The 16,608-nt window shown below is 49.9% G+C and carries 11 protein-coding genes; 9 read left to right on the top strand and 2 right to left on the bottom strand.

Annotated elements, in window-relative coordinates; translation table 11 throughout:
• Positions 1-602 precede the first annotated feature (602 nt).
• The 6 genes from CRP01_RS11530 (at position 603) to CRP01_RS11505 (ending at position 8,877) form a co-directional block, all read left to right on the top strand.
• A complete protein-coding gene (locus CRP01_RS11530) occupies positions 603-2,390 on the top strand; it encodes a sodium:solute symporter (protein ID WP_099150198.1) in 1,788 nt (595 codons plus the stop codon).
• A 159-nt stretch (positions 2,391-2,549) separates the two neighbouring features.
• The gene (locus CRP01_RS11525; RefSeq protein WP_099150197.1) at positions 2,550-3,203 is read left to right on the top strand and encodes an ABC transporter ATP-binding protein; all 654 of its coding nucleotides are present in this window, start codon (positions 2,550-2,552) and stop codon (positions 3,201-3,203) included.
• A 24-nt stretch (positions 3,204-3,227) separates the two neighbouring features.
• A complete protein-coding gene (locus CRP01_RS11520; RefSeq protein WP_099150196.1) occupies positions 3,228-4,718 on the top strand; it encodes a DUF389 domain-containing protein in 1,491 nt (496 codons plus the stop codon).
• Positions 4,719-4,729: 11 nt separating this feature from the next.
• On the top strand, positions 4,730-5,347 hold the full coding sequence (gene pncA / locus CRP01_RS11515) for a bifunctional nicotinamidase/pyrazinamidase (protein ID WP_099150195.1): 618 nt from the start codon (positions 4,730-4,732) through the stop codon (positions 5,345-5,347).
• A gap of 68 nt (positions 5,348-5,415) precedes the next feature.
• Positions 5,416-6,663 carry an ornithine--oxo-acid transaminase gene (gene rocD, locus CRP01_RS11510; protein ID WP_099150194.1) on the top strand — a complete coding sequence of 416 codons (1,248 nt, stop codon included), beginning with the start codon at positions 5,416-5,418 and terminating at the stop codon, positions 6,661-6,663.
• An 87-nt stretch (positions 6,664-6,750) separates the two neighbouring features.
• On the top strand, positions 6,751-8,877 hold the full coding sequence (locus CRP01_RS11505; protein ID WP_099150193.1) for a Tex family protein: 2,127 nt from the start codon (positions 6,751-6,753) through the stop codon (positions 8,875-8,877).
• Between the two features lie 34 nt (positions 8,878-8,911).
• Here CRP01_RS11505 and CRP01_RS11500 read toward each other — a convergent pair whose 3' ends face one another.
• Both CRP01_RS11500 and CRP01_RS11495 read right to left on the bottom strand, forming a co-directional pair.
• Positions 8,912-11,461: a formylglycine-generating enzyme family protein gene (locus CRP01_RS11500; protein WP_099150192.1), complete on the bottom strand. Its 2,550-nt coding sequence runs from the start codon at positions 11,459-11,461 to the stop codon at positions 8,912-8,914.
• Between the two features lie 84 nt (positions 11,462-11,545).
• Positions 11,546-12,616 carry an SIR2 family protein gene (locus CRP01_RS11495; protein ID WP_099150191.1) on the bottom strand — a complete coding sequence of 357 codons (1,071 nt, stop codon included), beginning with the start codon at positions 12,614-12,616 and terminating at the stop codon, positions 11,546-11,548.
• 463 nt (positions 12,617-13,079) lie between these two features.
• On the opposite strand from CRP01_RS11495, the gene CRP01_RS41870 reads away from it, so the two are divergent.
• The 3 genes from CRP01_RS41870 (at position 13,080) to CRP01_RS11480 (ending at position 16,426) form a co-directional block, all read left to right on the top strand.
• Positions 13,080-13,568, top strand: a complete 489-nt coding sequence (locus tag CRP01_RS41870) for a hypothetical protein (protein ID WP_143473354.1) — start codon at positions 13,080-13,082, stop codon at positions 13,566-13,568.
• 62 nt (positions 13,569-13,630) lie between these two features.
• Positions 13,631-14,083, top strand: coding sequence for a hypothetical protein (locus CRP01_RS11485; RefSeq protein WP_099150189.1), 453 nt, complete (start codon positions 13,631-13,633; stop codon positions 14,081-14,083).
• A 195-nt stretch (positions 14,084-14,278) separates the two neighbouring features.
• Positions 14,279-16,426, top strand: coding sequence for a tetratricopeptide repeat protein (locus CRP01_RS11480; RefSeq protein WP_170110332.1), 2,148 nt, complete (start codon positions 14,279-14,281; stop codon positions 16,424-16,426).
• Positions 16,427-16,608: the final 182 nt, after the last annotated feature.

Below are 16,608 nucleotides of genomic sequence, written 5' to 3'. Positions count from 1 at the left end.
TCCCCGGCGGCATCGTCCCCTAACTTGCGGGAAAATTTTGTTCTGCGGTTTCCTGGTCGCCCTCAATAGGCCTGACAGTACCCTTTCCAGTTTGCGAATGGGACCACTCCCCTACTTTTATCTACTTGATTTTCAAGGACATCCATTTTTATGAATTTGTAATTTTCTTTGCTTTTTCGGAAAAATTAACACTCCCACTAAACATTATTTGCTGCTGCTTCGAAATACTCTATTTTTATTCCGTTAAACTATTTTTTATCGAGAATTGTATTTATAAATGAGGCAAATGAAAAATTTTCTTTGATATTTTAAATCTTATTCCTAATATTGCTTCTGTAAGGCGGATTTAATGATTTATTAACACTAAATTTTTTTATCTGCAGGTTTATTTCTACTTTTGAATTGTCAAAGTGATCATGAACAGTTCTCGCACAGCGAGTTAAGATACAGGCCAGGAGCCAAAAGAATTTTAATCCTTCATAATAACAGTCGGGTGATTTCTTACAAGAGCGAAGCATTTTTAATGTCTTTGCTCTTTTTTTTGCCCCCTCCCCCACTTAGCCAAAGTTTGTTTTCCGAAACTTTAACGACACCTTCAAATTATGGGAACTTTCCAATTGACCGGCCTGGATATCGGCATCATGGTCCTTTACGCAATTTTCATAATTGGCTACGGAATCTACCACGGCAAACAAAAAAACTCGGAAGAGTATTTTCTGGCCGGCCGGAATATGACCTGGCCCATCGTGGGCATCTCCCTTTTTGCGGCAAACATCTCCAGTTCAACACTGGTGGGGCTGGCCGGAGACGCGTACAAGACCAACACCCAGGTTTTCAATTACGAATGGCTGGCCACCGTAGTGCTGGTGTTTTTTGCCATCTTTTTCCTGCCCTTCTACCTGCGTAGCAATGTCTACACCATGCCGGAATTCCTGGAGCGGCGCTACGACAGTCGTTCGCGTTACTATTTCAGCTTTATTACCATTGTGGGCAACGTACTGATCGATACGGCAGCCAGTCTGTACGTCGGTAGCCTCGTACTCAAATTGCTGTTCCCGGAATTATCCACCGCTGCGGTAATTACGATACTCGCCGTTGCGGCCGCCGCCTATACGGTGCCCGGTGGCCTGAACTCCGTGATCCAGACCGAGGTCATTCAGGCCGTACTGCTCATTATCGGTTCCTGTCTGATCACCTATTATGCGTTTGACCAGATCGGGGGCTGGGACGAACTGATGACCGGGCTCAATCAGTTGGGCAGCCGCGGGGAACTCCCCCAGATCAATGATGTAGACCTGGCCGCAATGGGCCTTCCGCCCAATACGGCTATTGATTCGATTCCCCTAGCGGATCGGATCTACCAGACGGAATATTACCAGCCGACCACGGCCGAACAGATCCTTAGTTTATTTCGACCGGAAAAAGACCGGTTTATGCCCCTGTCGGGCCTGCTGATCGGTGCCCCCATACTGGGCTTTTACTTTTGGGCCAACAATCAATTCATGGTGCAACGGGTACTCGGCGCTAAAAGTCTGAACCACGGCCGCTGGGGAGCACTTTTTGCCGGTCTGCTGAAATTGCCGGTCATCTTCATAATGATCCTGCCGGGGACTATTGCGATCCTTCTGTTCCAGGATGTGAATATCGGAGAATTGAATTACCAGCTGGCAAACGGAAACATCTGCCAGAACCTGATCGATTGCCCGAATGCGACCTATCCCCTGCTCTTGTTCAATCTATTGCCGAAGGGGATCCTCGGCTTGGTACTGGCGGGATTGCTGGCGGCAATGATGTCTTCGGTTTCGGCCACCTTTAACTCCGCCTCCACGCTAATCACGATGGATTTTGTTTCCAAGATCAATCCGCGTCTGACCAGCAAGCAACTGGTGCGCACCGGTCAGGTCGCTACCATGACGCTGGTTATCCTGGCCTGCCTCTGGGCACCGCAGATCGAAAAAGCGGCTTCCCTGTGGGAATACCTGCAGGTGGTGCTGAGCTTCATCGCTCCTCCGGTTGCGGCTACCTTTATCATCGGCCTGTTCTGGAAACGGGCCAACGCCAACGGAAGTATCGTCAGCCTGCTGTTCGGGTTTGCCTACGCCATCCTGTTCCTGATCCAGTCGATCCGGGGAGTGGACAGCTGGTTTACGAACATGCACTTCCTGCACCGCACGGCTCTTTTGTTTTTCCTCTGCCTGATCGTCAATGTGGTGACCAGTTTATTGACCCAGCCACCGCCCGCCGATAAAGTGGCCAACTATACCTGGAACAAAAAGATCATTCGGGAGGAGACCAAAGAACTGGCGGAGCTTCCCTGGTACAAAAACTACCGGTATCAATCCGTCATCCTGCTGGTTTTGACGGCCATTTTGCTGTATTTCTTCCGGTAAAGGAAAGGAGATCAGCGCCTAATGAAATAGTCGAAAAGTAGGCGGGACGGAACCTCACCCCGCCCGCCTACTTACAAAAGCTTCAATTTGCCAACTTAGCCCCTTCCCGTCTTCCAATCGTCCAAAAATTACCTATCTTGCGGGCAAAAGCAAAAGAAGTTGATTCAGGCACGACATATACATAAATCATTCGGAAATTTACACGTACTGAAAGGGGTCGATCTGGAAGTAGATCGCGGCGAGATCGTTGCCATCGTCGGGAAATCCGGCGCCGGGAAAAGCACCCTGTTGCACATTCTCGGCACGCTGGATCTGGCCGATGAAGGTTCGCTTAAGATCAACGATCAGGTCATTTCCGAACTGAATAACCGCAGGCTTGCGGCCTTTCGCAACAACAATATTGGTTTCATTTTCCAGTTCCACCACTTATTACCCGAATTTACGGCTCTGGAAAACGTGATCATCCCCGCGCTGATCCAGAATCAGAACGAAGATAAAGCCCGGGCCCGGGCAAAAGAATTACTGGATTATCTGGGACTGGCCGAACGCCTCAAACACAAACCCAACCAACTGTCCGGCGGAGAGCAGCAACGCGTGGCCATTGCCCGTTCGCTCATCAACCAACCGGCTGTGGTTTTCGCCGACGAACCGACCGGAAACCTGGACTCCAATACTTCCGCGGAACTGCATGAACTCATTTTCCAGTTGCGCAAGGATCTGCAACAGACCTTCATCATCGTTACCCACAATGAGGAACTGGCAGAAATGAGTGACCGGCGACTGGAAATGGAGGACGGACGCTTAAAAAAGTGATCATGAACCAAAACCTAAGCGCCCATGTCAGCACCCAAGCCCGAATATTCTTCCCGCAAGCGCTACACCCTGAAAGATGTAGTTAATGAATCCGCGCGATCCTTTCGCAGCTGGTTTCAGGATTTTGTGAATCTTAAGGAAGGGATGGACCGCGAAGGTACCATCATTGCCATTAAGACCAATAAGCGCATGCGCGGGGCCAACGCCTGGCTGCTGATGTGCTCGATCATGATCGCTTCGCTGGGGTTGGATCTCAATTCTCCGGCGGTGATCATCGGCGCGATGCTTATTTCCCCGCTGATGGCGCCTATTCTGGGGATTGGACTGGCCGTGGGTACCAGTGACCGGGAAGCGCTGATGATCTCCCTGCGGCACTTTCTGATCGCTATTATTATCGCGCTTACCACCAGCATCATCTACTTCTGGGCATCGCCTTTGGATCAGATCACCGATGAGATCCGGGCCCGGACGGCGCCGACCATTCTGGACGTTGGGGTAGCTATTTTCGGCGGATTGGCTGGTATAATCTCCACCACCCGCAAGGATAAAAGCAACGCCATTCCGGGCGTTGCTATTGCTACGGCTTTGATGCCGCCGCTTTGTGTGACCGGCTTCGGGATCGCCAATGGCGACTATGGGATTGCGATCAATTCCTTTTATCTGTTTTTTCTGAACTCCTTTACGATTGCCGGTACGACTTACCTGATCATCCGGCTGCTGGATTTCCCGTACATGTCCTACGTGAATCCGACGGAAGCGCGGAAAACTCGTTTTCGTATTGCGATTTTTAGCTTTTTACTGATCATTCCGAGTCTCTTTATTTTCCGGAATGTCTGGCAGAAACTCCAGTACGAGGACAGTATCCGAAAATTCATTAATTCGGAATTCAGGTACTGTACTGATTCCCACATCTACGGCTTTTCGCGGGGCAAAGGTTTGTCTTTCCCCTACGACAATCAATATAGCTTTGCCCAGATCTTTAATCTCAACAGTAAGATCCCGTACGATTCCAATATTCTGGTGCTGGAGTTGATGAACCGAACAATACCCATTGATTCCTTCGCATATTTCCGCCGGATCATGCAGGATTCCTTCGGTATCTACCGGACCGGCTTCCACGCCATCCCGGATTACAGTATTGAGCTGGAAAATCTGGACAAACGCTGGCAACGGGGAACTACCGGGCAATTTGAACAATTGCTCGATTCGTTCAGTATTATCTCCGAAAGGCAGCTGGAAGTGCTGGAAAAACAAAATACGCTGGCGGATAGTCTGCGCGAGGATTCCATCCGGATGATCAACATTCAACAGGATGTGGTCCGCATGAATCCGTATATCGATGCGGTTTCCCTTTCCAGGAATCCGATCATCAAAGTGGATACCACACTACAGATCCCCCAATTGGAGATCCAATGGAAAACCGGCCTGAATAGTACTCAGAAAAGAAATTACGAAGCAAGTATCCGGGAATTTGTCCGACAGAAAGCCGGACTGGATACCCTGATCATCAAGTAAAGTACGAAGATATGAAAGCGCTGATCTTAATTGATTTACAAAACGATTTCTGCCCCGGTGGTGCGCTGGCCGTTCGGGAAGGCGACCAGACGGTATCCATTGCCAACCAGCTGCTGGATCAATTCGATCTGGTGGTAGCCACCCAGGACTGGCATCCGATCGCTCACGAGAGTTTCGCCGCCCATCACGCCGGTAAAACGCCGGGAGAAGTGATCGACCTGCACGGCCTACCCCAGGTACTCTGGCCGATCCACTGTGTACAGGGGAGTTTCGGTGCCGAATTTGTCCGTGAACTCAATACTTCCAAAATTCAACACGTTTTTAATAAAGGAACGGATCCGGCCATTGATAGCTATAGTGGATTTTTTGACAACGGTCACCGTAAGGCCACGGGAATGGGGGATTTCCTAAAGGAGAAAGGAGTCGATACCATCTACATCATGGGGCTGGCTACGGACTATTGCGTAAAATTCACGGCACTGGATGCCCTCCAACTGGGTTTTTCCACCTACCTGATCACCGACGGCTGTCGTGGGGTAAATCTCCAGGAAGGAGATTCCGAAAATGCCCTAAAAGAACTATCGGAAAAAGGTGCAAAACTTATAGAGAGTAAAGACCTGCTGGGCTGATACCTGATTATCAAATCATCGTATCAACCGATAATCAACAACCTGCCTAATCAATAAACCGACAGATAATGACCACAACTGACAACTTAAAAGGAGCCGACCTGATTGCACTGGAGGACCGCTACGGTGCCCACAATTACCACCCGCTTCCCGTGGTGCTTAACCGTGGTGAAGGCGTCTTTCTCTGGGATACGGACGGCAAACAATACTATGATTTCCTCTCTGCTTACTCCGCAGTCAATCAGGGGCACTGCCACCCAAAGATCATCCAGGCACTCAAGGATCAGGCTGACCAACTGACCCTCACCTCCCGCGCTTTCCACAATGATGTGCTGGGACGCTATGAGCAATTCATCACAAAATTTTTCGGATACGATAAAGTCCTACCCATGAATACCGGTGTAGAAGGTGGCGAAACGGCCATCAAACTCTGCCGGAAATGGGCTTACGAAGTAAAGGGCGTGCCGCTGAACCAGGCTAAGATCCTATTCGTAAGCGGGAATTTCTGGGGACGCACCCTGGCGGCCATTTCGTCTTCCACTGATCCAAGCAGCACGAAAGGTTTCGGGCCGTATATGCCCGGATATGAGATCATTCCCTATAACAACCTGGATGCTCTGGCGGATGCACTCGAAGATCCGACCGTGGCCGGTTTCATGGTGGAACCTATTCAGGGTGAGGCCGGCGTGGTCGTACCGGACGAAGGGTACCTGCGCCGGGCTTATGAGATGTGCCGGGAAAAGCAGGTGCTGTTCATTGCGGACGAAGTCCAGACGGGAATTGCCCGTACCGGTAAGCTCATCTGCTGCGAGCACCACGGTTTCAAACCCGACATCCTGATCCTCGGGAAAGCTCTCAGCGGCGGTGTATTCCCGGTTTCCGCCGTACTCGCCCGCGACGAGATCATGCTGACCATCAAACCCGGCGAGCACGGATCTACCTTCGGCGGCAATCCGCTGGCCTGTGCCGTGGCAATGGCCGCGCTGCAGGTCGTAGAAGAAGAAAAACTCTCCGAACGGGCCGAACATCTGGGTCAAATTTTCCGACGCCGTATCCAGCAGGAGCTCGTTGAGACTTCCGATCTGGTCACCCTGGTAAGGGGAATGGGGCTACTCAACGCCATCGTGATCAATGATGACGAAGAAAGCGAAATGGCCTGGAACATTTGCCTGAAGCTGGCCGAGAACGGATTACTGGCCAAACCAACCCACGGCAACATCATCCGCTTTGCCCCGCCGCTGGTGATGAGCGAGGAGCAATTGCACGAATGCTGTGACATCATTATTCAAACCATTAAAAATTTCACGGAAGCGTAATCGGATTTGCCGATAGCCCGGTAACCGGTTCAAGGCCCCGTGCTTTGGTCCGGCTACCGGGCAATTGGCCAGCAAGGACATTCATTTATGAGTAAACAACAACATATCAACCTGATCGCCGACCAGCTTAAATTGCCCACTAAAAAAGTGGCCGGCACATTATCTCTGTTAGATGGCGGAGCGACCATCCCTTTCATTGCGCGCTATCGGAAAGAAGCGACCGGATCGCTGGATGAAACGCAGATCGCCGCGATCGAAAAAGAAGGACGCCGGCTGGCGGATCTGGAAAAAAGAAGAGAAACTATTCTACAAACGATTGAAGATCAGGGAAAATTAACCGACAACCTAAAGAAGCGTATCCTGAACTGCTACGATGCCACCGAACTGGAGGACATCTATCTTCCCTACAAACCCAAACGCCGGACGCGGGGCACCATGGCCAAGGAAAAAGGCCTGGAACCGCTGGCGGAGATCTTATTCCAACAGGAGAAACAAAACGTAGAACAACTGGCGCAGTCCTTCCTTAACGACGAAGTTGCGGATACTGAAGAAGCCCTTCAGGGCGCCCGGGACATCATGGCCGAATGGATCAACGAGGACGAAAAAGCCCGGAATAAGGTCCGCCGGTCTTTCGCCCGAGAAGCCATGATCACCTGTAAAGTAGCCCGGGGCAAAGAGGAAGAAGGCGCAAAATACCGCGATTATTTCGATTACCAAGAACCGCTAAAAAAGTGCCCCTCCCACCGGATGCTTGCTATCCGTCGCGGGGAGTCCGAAGGAATTTTGCGGGTGATCATTGAGCCGGAAGAAGAGCAAAGTCTCTATGGACTCGAAAAGCTATTCCTAAAAGGTTACGGCCCCGCCACCCAACAGGTTAAAACGGCCATTGCGGATGCCTATAAGCGACTATTGGCACCGTCCATCGAGACGGAATTCCGTCAATCTTCCAAATCCGAAGCCGATCAGGAAGCCATCGAAGTGTTTGCGCTGAATCTCCGGCAATTACTGCTGTCGGCACCGCTGGGCCAAAAACGCGTACTGGGTATCGACCCCGGCTTTCGAACCGGCTGTAAAGTGGTTTGCCTCGATGATAGCGGCGACCTGCTGCAAAATGACACCATCTATCCCCATCCTCCCCAATCGGACGAATACGGCGCCTGTAGAACGCTGGAACAACTCGTGAACCGCTTCCAGATCGACGCTATTGCCATCGGTAACGGTACGGCCGGTCGGGAGACCATGGCCCTGTGCCAGAAGATCGATTTCGGCAAACGGGTAGAGGTGTTTTTGGTTAACGAGGCGGGAGCTTCCATTTATTCCGCATCGGATGTAGCCCGGGAGGAATTTCCGGATAAAGACATCACGGTGCGGGGAGCCGTTTCCATCGGTCGCCGGTTGATGGACCCGCTGGCCGAACTGGTAAAGATCGATCCGAAATCCATCGGTGTCGGGCAGTACCAGCACGATGTCAACCAACCACAGCTCCGGGAAAGTCTGACCCAGGTGGTGGAAAGTTGCGTGAACAGCATCGGCATCAACATCAATACCGCCAGTAAACACCTGTTGACCTACGTCTCCGGCCTCGGCCCTACCCTAGCCCAGAACATTGTGGAGTACCGTACGCAAAACGGCGCCTTCCAATCCCGGAAAGCTCTGCTGAAAGTAGCGCGCATGGGTGAAAAGGCCTACGAGCAGAGTGCCGGTTTTCTCCGCATCCGGGAAGGAAAAAATCCATTGGACAATACCGCCGTCCACCCGGAAAGCTATCCGATCGTGGAGCAGATGGCTAAAGATCTGGGCGTAACAGTACAGCGCCTGATCGATGATGCCCAGCTACGGAAATCAGTCAACCTGAACCGTTACACCACCGAAACAGTGGGTCTGCCCACCCTGAAGGACATCATGAAAGAACTGGAAAAACCGGGACTCGACCCCCGGGGAGAGGCCAAGTCCTTTCAGTTTGCCAACATCAAAACGATCGATGACCTAAATGAAGGCATGGTCGTACCGGGTATCGTCAACAACATCACCAATTTTGGTGCTTTTGTAGATATCGGGATCAAGGAAAGTGGTTTGGTCCATATCTCCCAACTGGCCAACCGATTCGTCAAAAATCCGGCGGAGGTGGTTAGTCTCAATCAGGAAGTCCAGGTCCGGGTGATGGAGATTGATCGCAAACGCGGGCGGATCCAGTTGTCTATGAAGGATGTGTAAGCGTATTGGTTATTAGAATAGTGGAAGAACCCATTTATTCTTCCACTATTCTAAAACCATTCTTATCACTGCGAATGCCGGGTATATTCTTATTTCTGATCACGGGTTGTATATTACCCAGTGTATCCTCCCAGGATCCCCCTCTCAGTACTTTCCGGATGCCATTTTCGGGACCTTTCGGATTAAGGAGCGGGCTACCGGTATAGTAGACGGCCTCATACCAATCGCTGCACCATTCCTGGGCATTTCCCAGCAGATCGTAGAACCCAAGGGCATTAGGTTCTTTACGAGCGACCGGATGGAGCCGCCCTTGGCTATTCTCTTCGAACCAGGCTACGGAACCGAGATTGCCGGTATAATTTCCTTTTCGGGCCACGTATTCCCACTCCGCTTCCGTTGGCAAGCGGATCGGCCGGCCGGTCTGTTCACCCAGCCACGTACAATATTGCTCCGCATCGGCCCAACTCACTCCGGTAATGGGATGATCCCCCAGCAATTGTAAACCGGGCACGTCGGGCATTTCCTGGACAGTCCGGGCACAATATAAATAGTACTGCAAAACGCTTACTTCCGTCGCTCCCATACTAAAATCGTCAAGTTGGACTTCGTGCTCCGGTAAGATATCGGACCGGTTAGCTTTGGATGATCCCATGATGAAGCTCCCTCCCTGTACAGAGATTAGACGAGGGTAATATTTATCCCGAATGGTTTTTGACCACGCTGCGGGCATCACAGCCGTTAACTGCTTGCTGAGGTACCCTAAAGTATCTGTACCAACCGCCGTCGTCGACCGGTTTGCCGCTATTTCCTGCCACAATTGATAAGCTGAAGTGGCCCGGCCGGCTTCCGTATAAAAAAAGATCAACTCCAGATAGGCTTTGCGGGTATCCTCCGGATTTACCCTTAGCTCTCTGGCATCCTGCAACAGGGGTATAATCCGTGCGAATTGTAGTTGATTGATCAGTTCCTGCGCCTCTTCCAGCTTCTTGGCTACCCGTTGACGGTTGGCGGCCTGGAGCCGGGCCAGTTGTAGCGCCGTTTCTTTTTCTGCCGCCAGCGCCGTTTGCCGGGCGGTTTCGGCTTCATTTGCCCGGCTTACCGCCAGCGCTCGGGAATCCTCCGCTTCGGTCGCTTTGATTTGAGCAATCTCATCTGATCGTTCCGCCTTTTCCCGGTTTTGCTCGGCCAGTAGCTGGCTGGCCTTAGCCTGGGATCGCTGATGAAACGCTACCACCATCGCTATGAAGGCAATCAAAGCCAGGGCAACACCACCGATACCAATCAAAATAGCTTTGCGCCGTTTCCTCCGTTCTTCGGCCAGCAACCGGGCCTGTTCTTCCAGTTCCGCTTTTCGGCGGACCTCTTCTTCCCGAAGCCGACGGCGCTGTTTGGCCTGCAGGATGGGAGCCACCAGCGTATCGTGGCTCAATTCGTACACAAAGCCGCCCCGCGGATCGGATTCGGAGCGCAGCAGGTGGGTATCCACCAGTTCTTTCAGCAATGCGGAAGATACTCCGAAATCCCGTTCGATCTGCCCTTCGTACAGGCTGAGTCTTCGCTCGTCATCTTCGAAGATCAGTCCTTCCTCGATCAGTTTTCTGGCCGCCAGTTGGTCCTCGGGAGTGGATAATCGGCCGATACGGCCATCATAATAGTTTTTAAAAATATTCCCTAAGTCGCCCAGATCCGATACGGCAATAAGTTTACCGGTTTCCGGTCCGGATATCTGCTGTTCGGCGTACTGGCAAATGATCTGCAACTGAAAAGACTCGATCGTTTCGGTGCCCCCTTCGGTCAGATACTCCAGGATATAATCCAGTGCCTCATCCGTATAATCGAACGGCGGAGTGGCAAAACCCGGTAGGCGACTGTAAGCCGGATTGAGGATGGCATCTTCGGCCTGCAGCCGGTAAAGCGGTTTCAATTCGTAGCGCTGGTGCAAAATAGCGGGCAAAATGCCGGAAAGTTGATCGAGCAGGCTCAATCGATCCGCCCGTATGGAAAACAGGGCGTGTACCTCTAAGGGTTCGTACAACTGGTCCATTTCCTCCTGGGTAAGCAGATCCGCTTGTTCTTCGAGTGCGTCCCGGAAGCGGGATGGGATCTGCTGGTACAACAGGTCGGAAAGCTGGTCGCCAAACTGGGCTACTGCAGCGGTATTGTAAGTAAATATCTCCTCGAACTGGTCGAACAACCAGATCAGCCGGTTTTGCCGACTCTGCAGTTGCAGCCGCTTGCAGTGGTACCAAAGGGAATCTTCGTTGGGGATCAGTTTGTCCAGGTAAAAGGGCCCGGCCCCCAATCCGAGGCGATCAACCGTCAGCTGGACCGGTCGGCTTTCCCGGCCTTCCTGCCAGGTACCGAATCGAAAACTGTAGGGCTCGTAGCTTCCTTCCGACAGCAAACGGGGAACGATGCCGGCCTGTAACAGGGAACTTTTGCCCAGCCCCGAGCGGGCGTACAGTACCGCCAGTTTTTCACGCAGCAGGAGCCGGGTGAGATCGTCAATATCGCGATCCCGGCCGAAGAACAACTCCTGGTCTTCGTCGGTAAAGGGTCTGGCTCCGGGATAGCGGTATTGCATGGATGGGTGAAATGGGTTATAAAATAAATTGATGGAGTTGTGGGATCGAGACCTGCCAGATTGGTGAAATCTGGCAGGTCATTTTCACATCTCATTGGTTAGTTCCAGGATCGCCTGGCGGACTTTGGCCATTTGTACATCCGCATCCCGTTCGTCGAGTACGCCCTGGCGCATGCGTTTTTTCAGGCGGTTAAACCGGCTGATGATCCCGAGGGTTTCCATCATCAGGTCTTCGTCTCTGCCTTCGAAATATTCGCGGGCGCGATCCAGTGCCTCTTCCAGCTCATCCTCGGCGATTAGCATGCGGATCTGATTGGCCGGACTTTCCTGTTTCTCTCCCGGTTCCCGCAAGGCACCTTCCTCTTCGCAACGGCGATATAATTCCCCGACGAAACCTTCGATATCTTCATTGATGAACTCGATCTGAAACTGATCCTTACAAACGGACAAGGTATCGGCATTAAATTTCTGATCGGTAGCGTAGCGGACGTGCCGGCCGGCTTCGTCGTGCATCCGCAGCAGGCGCAGCATCAGCTGCACGTGCCATTTATCGAAATTGAAACCCAGGAAAATAACACTATGTGCACTCAGGCAGGCGTTCATGAGTCGCCCTGGGATCTGCTGCCGGGCCAGTACGGCCTCCAGAAACTGGTACAGATCGCTGTGCGTCAGGATCAGTGACTCTTCCTCTTCCAATACACCGGTCAGGTTATAGACCACCGGCCGCGCCGTGGACGGTTCCGGGATATCGGTCCGGGCCTTACTTTTATCGAAATATTCGAACTCGTAGGGGATCTCCAAATCATCGAGCGCATCGTTCAAAAAGCGATCGGGTGTCGCATTGATCCACATTTTAAAAGGCAGCCGGGCCAGCTTTTCGTACAGTGCCGGCGGGGGGGCGTTCTTTTTGTAATAATCCTTGATCTGATAATACACTCTGGTCTTGGCCTGGGGACTACCGAATAAAAAAAAGTCCTCCTTTTCGTAGAAGGAGGCGATGTGCGGATTATTGGCAATATCCAGCGACTCGTATAAGCCATCCAAAAACGGTTGCTCGGGGGATAAGCGCGCGACATGGGGACCGATCAGCAGGATACACTTCCCGTCGATGAGGGTGTTGAGAATAAAGTCCCATTCTACGGCGGGTTGGCTCATGGTTTTTGAGTTTTTAAAAATAAGTCCGTGGCATGCAAATTTTAAAAATATTCATACTACATAACTCTTACAGATCAGACAATAGGACTTTGACTAGAGAAATGTTATGAAGAGAACACTTTTAAGCCCGCCTTGCAAAATTAAAAAGGTTTGATATAAATTGTTATTGATAGATATATAAAAAGCTATTTTTTTTATTTGAAAGATGTTGATTTTTTTGAAACAATATTTTTATGAAAAAAAATTGTAAATCACTACACAACAATAGTTTATAAAAGAAAAAAAAATAACATCTTCATAATAAAAAACAATTGTTAAAACTTGTCCTTACATATAAATGAATAGCTTCCTAATATTGCTTTGTCGATAATTTGGAATCATACAAAGAAACACTCAAACTATTTTATAAAAACGAAATTTAATTGATTTTCTATTTTTTGTTAACTATTCAAGACGATACAATATGATCTTTAGAATTGCAAACAAATCAAACCGAACGCTTTCCATATGCGTAGACCCAAATGCCAATAGTAACTTCGCAGTTAGTCTTGGTAAATTTGATCAGACTGAAGCCGCTTTTCAATGGCAAATATCCTTTCATGTACCATCATCAACCGAAAATAATTTTATTTTAAAATCAGCGGGATTGCTAATATATTCAGCTTTTGTTAATAAGGCCATAGTTTACAATGGTGAAAATGAATACCTTCAATTGAAGGATCCCAAGCTTTCTAACACCACGAATGAAATAGATAATAACTTCTTATGGAACATTTGTTGGTGGGATGAAGGTACAAATCCTTTTATTACCATTCGCTCCCCCTTTAAGCAAGATGATCAGGTTTGGGATGCAAGAAAAAGTGTTAGCAATGGAAATGGAATAGGAACCTGGAATGACAATGGTACTGATTCGCAGCAATGGCAGTTGATTCCTTTTATTCCAACAATCTGATACTTCCCCAAATCTTAAGTGTAGAAAATTTCATTTGAATTTAACCATAATATTCAAAACTTATGCCAAGTATAAATTGGAAAAAAGCACCTATAGAAGTTACAAATATCACTGCTGCCGATCCTCATATTGACGTCACAATTCGAACAATAAACTGGAAATGGCCAAAAGAACCAAATATTGAAAAGTTATATATTTATTTTGAAGGGGTAATTGAAGTAATTGTGCCATTTAAAGACCCTGAATATACACAAGTTAGATCAGGTTGCCCTGCTGATTTTTTCTTATACAATATTCCATCTGAGGATATCCATACGGAAACTATTGGATATGTAACATTTAAAAATATTCCATATCCCGAAGGTAAGGCAACATATAAACAGCAAGTAGAAAACCACGGCATATTTATATTAGAGCAATTTTCGATTGTGTCTGCAGATAAATTAAAAAAAATAGATGCTGATCTAAAAGTAAAAAAAGCCAAACTAAAAATTAAGGAAGATAACTCCTCATAAAATCAAAGATTATAAAAGTAAAATAGCTGTGAGTTGAAGCGTCGAAAAATCTCAATAGAAATTAGAGTAAAATCATCGTGCTAAAAACCGTATAACTTTATCCTATTGTGAATTGAAAATCTGCACTCTATTCTTTAATCAAATTTTGTCATGATCCACTTTTTAAAAACTCTTCATTTTCAATTGATACTATCATTGCCAATATTACTTACAGCACAAAGTACCAGCCCCATAACTCTAAAAACCGCCCCAACCTGGGAAGCCCGCGCCGACAGCCTCGCCGAAACCCCAGCCCTGGATTCCGCCATCCGGATCCGGCAGCAATTACAGGCTTTATACCGGGAATCGGAAGCGTGGGAAGCCTTCGCCGCCGGAGGCGTAGCCCTGGCGACCTATCATTTCTACGGGGGCAATTTGGATAAAATGCTTGGCCCACTGAACGAAGTCATTGCGGTAGCCGCACCCCAGCTTGACGAAAGGTCGGAAGCGCTGGCCGGTGCTTACCAGACCAAAGCGGAAGTTTTCCATTATGTTTACGGAAGCTGGGACAGTTCTCTGGTGTATATGGAAAAAGCCATACCCATCCTGGAAAATCTGGACCGATCGGAAACGCTGGTCTCCTGTCTGCTACTCAATGCCAACAACCGGGTCAAACTGGCCCGATGGATGGAGATACCGCCGGATCTGAAACGGGCGGAAAAACGCATGCAGCAACTTGCTCTCTCCCAGGGGGATGCCCGTTGGGGTGAATTGTATAATCTGTACGGAGTCGCTTACCGGCAGCTGGAGCAATACGAATTGGCGCTGAATTACCAACTATTGACGATTGCCTACACGGAGCCGGATTATCTCTTTGCTTCCTATCTCAACAATCTGGCCGATCTCTACGAGGACCGGTCTGATTGGGGGCGGGCGGCCCAATACTACGAAAGATCCCTGGGAATCCTGGAAAATGCGGAGAATGCGGAGGCCCTCAGTATAGCCAATGTGCTGAACAACCTCTGCATCGTCCGGATGCGCCAGGGAGAACTGCAGAAGGCGATCGAATACGGTTCCAAAAATCTGAAACTGCTGGAGCAATCTGCTTCCCAGGAGGTGGTCAAGCGATTGATTGACGGCAGCAATAATTTGGCCCTGGCCTATTTGGAAGCCGGGCAGGCCGATAATGCGCTGCAGGTGCTCCAGGAAGCCGAGGCCATCCACCAAACGGAACCCTACCACCAGGAATTCACCTGGCACAACCTCAGTCATGCCTACCGCAGCCTGGGCCGCTACGATGATGCCATCCGTTATATGCAACAATCCATTACCGCCTATGAGGAAATGGGTCGGGCCGATCACCCGCTGATGGCCAAAAAGTTCCGGCACATGGGTACCATTTTTGCGATGCAGGGCGATTTTGAGCAGGCACTGAGTTATTACGACGCTGCCTTCCGCCTACCGGTCGGCAACGTTAGCAATCTGGATTCTCTTAAACTGTTGCGAGATAAGGGGCTGGCGCTGATTGAACTGTCGAAAGCTAAGCCCGAAGATAAGTCCCGCCTAAATTCGGCCCTGGAGCACCATCTGCAGGCCATCAAACTGGCGGAGCGGCTACGTCGGGAGCATTTTGCGGGTAGCGCGGTCCTTTTTGCACAGGACACCTTTCCGGTTTACGAACGGTCCGCCGATGTTGCTTTTTGGCGCCACGAAAGCGCAGCGGAACCCAGGAGCCTACAACCGCTCTTCCAAGTTTCCGAGCGCGCCCGGATGGCGCAAAAAGAAGAAGCAGCCATTTCTACCTTAAGGTCTGAGATCGCTACGCTGCCCGACACGTTGCAGGGGCGCTTTAATGACCTGGAGATCAACATTCAATTCTACCGGGAACAGATCCGGAACGAAATGCAGAAAACCGGAAGCGCCAATTCGGATAAAGTCCAGGGCTGGCGGACGGATCTGCAACAATTGGAACGAGAAAAGGAAGAACTGCTTTCTCCACTTGCTGCGGCGCAATTGGCCAACGCAGTACTATCCTCCCGCCAACCTCCCAGATCGCTAGAGGAGATTCAGGCTTATCTTGAGGATGAAGTACTGCTGATCTATGTCGTCGCTGGAGAACAGAACAACTATCTGCTTGGGATCCACCCTCAGAAGACATTTGTTGAAAAGCTGGATAAGGCGGCTCCACCAGCAACGGGTATAAAACGCCTGTTGGATTCCGCCGATGATCCGGGCATCCGCACTTTGGTGATCAGTGCCCCGGAAACTATGGAGCACCAAAAGATCAAATCGGCTTTCCCCAATCTGGCCGTAGAGCCATTAGCGCAATCCTCCCTAGGAGCCTGGCTGGAAGGTAGGGAATAATTAAATCAGCCTCTAATTGTGAGCAGCAATCAGGTCGATCACAATTTCGGGCGCATTCAGCTATCGAGGAAAAGCCTGTAAAGAAATGTTAAGAGGGCATAAGCTGGAGGGAAATAGCGGAAAGGAAGTATTAAAACCCCGTTAAACCCTAGTTTTTTCCGGGACATTTGAAGGTTTTCGAC

The organism is Flavilitoribacter nigricans DSM 23189 = NBRC 102662 (assembly GCF_002646595.1).
In the GTDB taxonomy this organism is placed as follows: Bacteria; Bacteroidota; Bacteroidia; order Chitinophagales; family Saprospiraceae; genus Flavilitoribacter; species Flavilitoribacter nigricans.
Note: the sequence above shows the minus strand (reverse complement) of the source record. Positions and strands in the feature narration are given on the sequence as shown.